We start from the raw sequence: 5,422 nt of genomic DNA on the forward strand, positions 1-5,422 counted from the left end.
AGACGAGGGTGCGCTGGGAACTGCTGCGCAATCTCATCCGCAAGGATCTCAAGATCAAATACAAGGGATCGACGCTGGGATTCGCCTGGTCACTGGCGAATCCGATGCTCCTTCTCGTCGTGTATACCTTCGTGTTCCAGATCGTGCTGAAATCAGGAATCCCCCGCTTCGGTATTTACCTGATGTCCGGGCTGCTCGTCTGGAACGCCTTCTCGGGCAGCGTGTCCGCGTCCTGCGGCAGCGTCGTGGCGAACGCGAACCTCGTCAAGAAAGTCCGCTTTCCCCTCGCCGTGCTCCCCCTGTCGGCGGTCGGCTTCGCCGCGGTGCACTTCCTGCTGCAGCTGCTGGTCCTGTTCGTGGTGATCCTCGCGCTCGGCTACAGCCTGCTCGGCCCCGAGCTGCTGCTGCTCGTCCCGGCCGGAGCCGTCGCCCTCACCTTCACCGTGGCGCTGTCCCTGCTGGTCAGCGCGCTCAACGTGCGTTACCGCGACACCGCCCATCTGCTCGACGTGACGCTGCTCGCCTGGTTCTGGCTGAATCCCATGGTGTACGCCTTCGGCCTCATCCAGAACAGGTTGGCCGACCTGACCTGGGTGTACCTGCTCAACCCGATGGCCGTCGTGGTCATCACGTTCCAGCGGGCGATCTACGATCCACCCCCGGGTAACTCGACGGGTTCCGCCCCCATCCTGGCGAACCCGGGATACACGTTCTACCTGGAACATCTCGCCGTCGCCGGGGTGATCTCCCTCGCCCTGCTGTGGCTGGGGCTGCACGTGTTCCGCGCCCTGCAGGCGGACTTCGCCGAGGATCTGTAGTCGGCCCGTGGCGGACCGGCCCTGTCCTCGTCGCCCGCCGAAGGCCCCGGGAGCCAGCACGCCGACCGCGGTGCGATCATGATGGGACGTCCGCAGGCGGCCAGCAAGGAGTAGCAGTAGTGGCCCGACACTCGTCCGCGTACCCGCCGAGCCCCGCCGCCCCGCCCGAGGGCAGGGAGGCCGCCGCGTCACCCAGCCCGGCGCGCGAGGCGCCCGTGGTGATCGAGGCCGCCGGAGTGAGCAAGAAATTCGTCTCCTACCACAACCGGGCGACCAGTCTGAAGGAACGGTTCGTCCGTCGGGGCGGCCCCGCCGGGGACGACTTCTGGGCACTGCGCGACATCGACGTGACGATCGGGCGAGGCCAGACGGTCGGTCTCGCCGGTGCGAACGGCTCGGGCAAGTCGACGCTGCTCAAGGTGCTCGCCGGGATCCTGCGCCCGACGGACGGACGGGTCGCGGTGCACGGTCGGATCGCCTCGCTGCTCGAACTCGGTGCCGGGTTCAACGGCGAGCTTTCCGGCCGGGACAACGTCTACCTCAACGCGTCCCTGCTCGGGCTGTCCAAACGGGAGATCGATCAGCTCTTCGACTCCATCGTCGACTTCTCCGAGCTGCGCCACAAGATCGACGATGATGTCAAGCACTACTCGTCGGGCCAGTACGTCCGCCTCGGCTTCGCCGTCGCCGTGCACGTCGACCCGGACGTGCTGCTCGTCGACGAGGTCCTGGCCGTCGGGGACGAGGCGTTCCAGCGCAAGTGCCTGGCCAAGATCGCCGAATTCCGGGCGCAGGGCCGCACGATCCTGTTCGTGACGCACTCCCTCGACCTCATCGAGAACATGTGCGATCGCATCCTGGTCCTGGAGTCCGGGTCGCTGTTCTTCGACGGCCCGCCGGCCGTGGGTACCAAACTGCTGCGGCAGAAGCTGGGCAGCCTGCCCGCGGGGGAACCGGTCTCCTATCAGTACGCCACGGTCAGGCCGGAGTCGGTCACCTTCAGCCACGAGCCGGGCGGACTGCCCACCGTGCAGTACGGCCCCGGCGAGTCCCTCACCGTCAGCGTCGAGTTCGACGTCACCGAGGGTGCCCCCGAGCACGTGTACCTGCACACCTACATCGTCGGCCAGAGCGAGGTACCGATCTGGATGATGGAGACGCCACCCGGCGGGCTCGCCATCGGGCCGGGCCGCCACATCGTCGACTTCTCGGTACCACGCCTGCCCGAACTGCTCGGCGCCTTCGCGGTGAAGGTGCACGTCTCGGACGCCGCCACCGGCGCCCCGGTCACCACCCGCCGGTTCGAGGAGCTGTTCGGCGTCGGTGGTGCGCAGGCGGACGGACTGCTCAAGGTCGACTACGATGCGAGGTTGCGCGGATGAGCGAGGAACGCCCGACCCGGCCGGCGGCGGGATCGGCCGCCGAGTCGAAGACCGCCGAGCCGCTGGCGACCATCGTGATCGTCAACTGGAACGGCGCACATCTCCTCCCGGCCTGCCTGGACGGCATCGCCAAGCAGGAGGCGGATTTCGCCTACCAAACCTGGGTAGTCGACAACGCCTCGTCCGACGGCTCACGGGAGCTGCTCGCCGAGCGCTACCCCTGGGTACGCGTGGTGCCCGCGGAGCGCAACCTCGGTTTCGCCGGCGGCAACAACCTGGCGCTGCGCCAGGTCACGACGCCCTTCGCGGTCCTGGTGAACAACGACGCGATCCCCGAGCCCACCTGGCTCGCCGCGCTGCTGGCGCCGTTCGACGAGCCCGGCGGCCGGCATCTCGGCGCCACCACCGGCAAGGTCGTCTTCCTCCCCCGGTTCCTGCGGATCAGGCTGCACACGCCGACCTTCGTCCCGGGTCCGCACGACTCCCGCGAGCTGGGGGTGCGGGTGTCCTCGGTGACGGTGAACGGGCGCGAGGCGCTGCGCGAGGTGCTCTGGGAGAAACTCACCTACGGTGCCGAGGGACCGAGCGGCTCGCCGTACTTCTGGACCCGAGGGGACGGCGAACTGTGCGTGCCGATCCCCGACGGCGGCCCGGTCACCCTCGGGTTCACCTGGGCGGCGGAATCGCGCAAACAGGTCACCCTGAGCTGGGACGGCCCGACGGGCACGTCGGCCGGAGGGCGGGCGGACCTCGCGGTGGGCCCCGAGTCGACGACGGTGTCGCTGACCGTCGGCGGTGAGGCGCCGCGGGTGGACGTCATCAACAACGTCGGCGGCATCGTCCTGACCGACGGTTACGGTGCCGACCGCGGTTACCAGCAGGTCGACGCCGGCCAGTTCGACCAGCCGGAGGACGTGTTCACCGCCTGCGGGAACGGGATGGCGATCCGCTCGCCGCTCGGCCACGAGCTCGGCTGGTTCGACGACGCGTTCTTCCTCTACTACGAGGACACCGACCTGTCCTGGCGGATCCGGGCCCGCGGGTACGGCATCCGCTACGTCCCGGGGGCGGTGCTGCGTCACATCCACTCGGCGTCGAGCGTCGAATGGTCACCGCTGTTCGTCTTCCACACCGACCGCAACCGGCTGCTGATGCTCACCAAGGACGCGACCGCGCCGATGGCGCTGGCCGCCGTGATCCGCTACCCGCTGACCACGGTCTCGATCGCGGTGCGCACGCTGCGCCAGGCACAGCGCGCGCGCAGCCGACCCGCGATCCGACCGACCCTGCTGCGGCTGCGAGTGTACGGCTCCTACCTGCAGCTGCTGCCCGACATGCTGCGGGCCCGGCGCGAGATCGGGCGCAGCGCCGCGCAACGGCGGGCGAGCCTGCAGAGCTGGCTGGTGTCCCGATGAACGATCCCGCGAGAGCCGGCCAACCGGCCGAGAACGACCAACCGGCCGGCGACGCACCGGCCAAGGGCGACCGACCGGCCGGCGGGGTGCGGGCGGCGGTCTACAACCGGTTCTGGCACTCCATGGGCGGCGGGGAACGCCACAACGGCATGATCGCCCAGGTACTGGCCGCCGAGGGCGCCGCGGTCGACCTCCTCGGGCACTCCGAGGTCGACCTCGCGGCGCTCGGCGAGCATCTCGGGCTGGATCTCGCCGGCTGCCGGTACGTGCGGTTGCCGGACCGGGGCGAGGAGGCCATCGCCGTCCTCTCCGGGCGCTACGACCTGTTCGTGAACGGTTCGTACATGAGCCGGATCATGCCGAAGGCCCGCCACTCGGCGTACCTGTGCTTCTTCCCGACGCCGTTCGACCACGACATGGCGGCCTGGCGTAAGGCCGCGGTCCGCACGGCCGGGCCGCTGCTGCGCGGGGTTCGCCCGGCGGTGAGCTTCGGCCAGGGCTGGTACCCGCCGGAGGGCGGCCGCCGCCGGCAGTGGACCTGGACGAACGGGGCGGGCATCCTCGCCGTCAGCCCGGGCGAGCGGCGCACCCTGCGCGCCGATATCGGCCGGCCCGGCGCGCCCGTCGGCACGGCCTTGCGCCTCCTCGACGCCGACGGCAGCGTGCTGGCCAAGCTGCAGATCGGCACCGACTTCACCCCGTTCGAGGTATCGCTGCCGCCGTCGGCGAACGGTACCGAGCTCACCCTGGTCAGTGACGCGTTCTCGCCGGGCGCGGCGGACGTGCGCGAACTCGGCGTGGCGGTGAGCCGGCCCCGGGTCACCGACGGTGGCGAGGGGCCGATCGCCCGGCTCCCGCTGCGTTTCCCCTGGCTGCTGCGGGACCCGGCCGACCTCGGCTACCTCGACGGCTACAACGTGGTCATGGCCAACTCGCGGTTCACCCGCGGCTGGATCCGCCGGTTGTGGAAACGCGACGCCGACCTGCTGTTCCCCCCCATCCAGGTGGAACGGCTGCATCCGGCGCCGCGGCGGGAGAAGGCCGTCGTCACCGTCGGCCGGTTCTTCGCCCCCGGCCTCGGCCACGCCAAGCGACAGCTGGAGATGGTGCAGTGGTTCGGCGACCTGTACCGTGCGGGCGACCTGCCCGACTGGACGATGCACGTCGTCGGCGGCTGTGAGGACTCTCAACTGCCCTACCTAGAGCAGGTCCGGGCGGCCGGCGCGGGGCTGCCGGTGCAGATCCATCCCAACGCCCCGCGCGCCGAGGTCGAACGGCTGCTCTCGACCAGCTCGGTGTTCTGGTCGGCCACCGGGTACGGCGAGGACGACGACCGGCGTCCCTGGACGGCGGAGCACTTCGGGATGACCACCGTCGAGGCGATGGCCGGGGGCTGCGTTCCCGTCGTCATCGACCGGGCCGGCCAGCGAGAAATCGTCCGGCACGGGGTCGACGGCTACCGATGGACCGGCCCGGAGCAGGTTGCCTCCTTCACTCGCCGGCTCGCCGCCGAGGACGGTCTGCGCGGTCGGCTCGCCGCGGCGGCGATCGAACGCGCCCAGACCTTCTCCGATGCGGCGTTCGCGCGGCAGTGGCGGGAGATCGCCACCCGGCACGGGCTGTACGAGCGGTGAAGCGGCGCGGTGTGGCGTGGCACTCCCGGAAAGGAGGGGGTGATCCCGGCATGAGGGTCGTGCTGGACGGCACGCCGTTGCTCGGGCAACGCACCGGGGTCGGCCGTTACACCGAGCATCTGCTGACCGGGCTCGCCCGGCTCGCCACCGAGCCCGGGTGGGAAGCCGAGGCC

At 70.4% G+C, this 5,422-nt stretch carries 4 protein-coding genes and 1 pseudogene; all 5 read left to right on the forward strand.

Going from position 1 to position 5,422, the window contains the following annotated elements:
- Positions 1 to 818, forward strand: an 818-nt coding sequence (locus AC08OP_RS19985) for an ABC transporter permease (RefSeq protein ID WP_476615585.1), incomplete at its 5' end; no start/stop codon positions are given.
- Between the two features lie 119 nt (positions 819 to 937).
- Complete coding sequence (locus AC08OP_RS19990) at positions 938 to 2,200, forward strand: ABC transporter ATP-binding protein (protein ID WP_476615586.1); 1,263 nt, start codon at positions 938 to 940, stop codon at positions 2,198 to 2,200.
- On the forward strand, positions 2,197 to 3,615 hold the full coding sequence (locus tag AC08OP_RS19995) for a glycosyltransferase family 2 protein (RefSeq protein WP_476615587.1): 1,419 nt from the start codon (positions 2,197 to 2,199) through the stop codon (positions 3,613 to 3,615). Before AC08OP_RS19990 ends, AC08OP_RS19995 begins: the two co-directional genes overlap by 4 nt.
- Complete coding sequence (locus AC08OP_RS20000; protein WP_476615588.1) at positions 3,612 to 5,249, forward strand: glycosyltransferase; 1,638 nt, start codon at positions 3,612 to 3,614, stop codon at positions 5,247 to 5,249. Before AC08OP_RS19995 ends, AC08OP_RS20000 begins: the two co-directional genes overlap by 4 nt.
- A 50-nt stretch (positions 5,250 to 5,299) precedes the next feature.
- Positions 5,300 to 5,422: pseudogene (locus tag AC08OP_RS20005) on the forward strand (glycosyltransferase family 1 protein); the annotation flags it as partial.

The organism is Frankia sp. CeRuru1, from assembly GCF_977966315.1.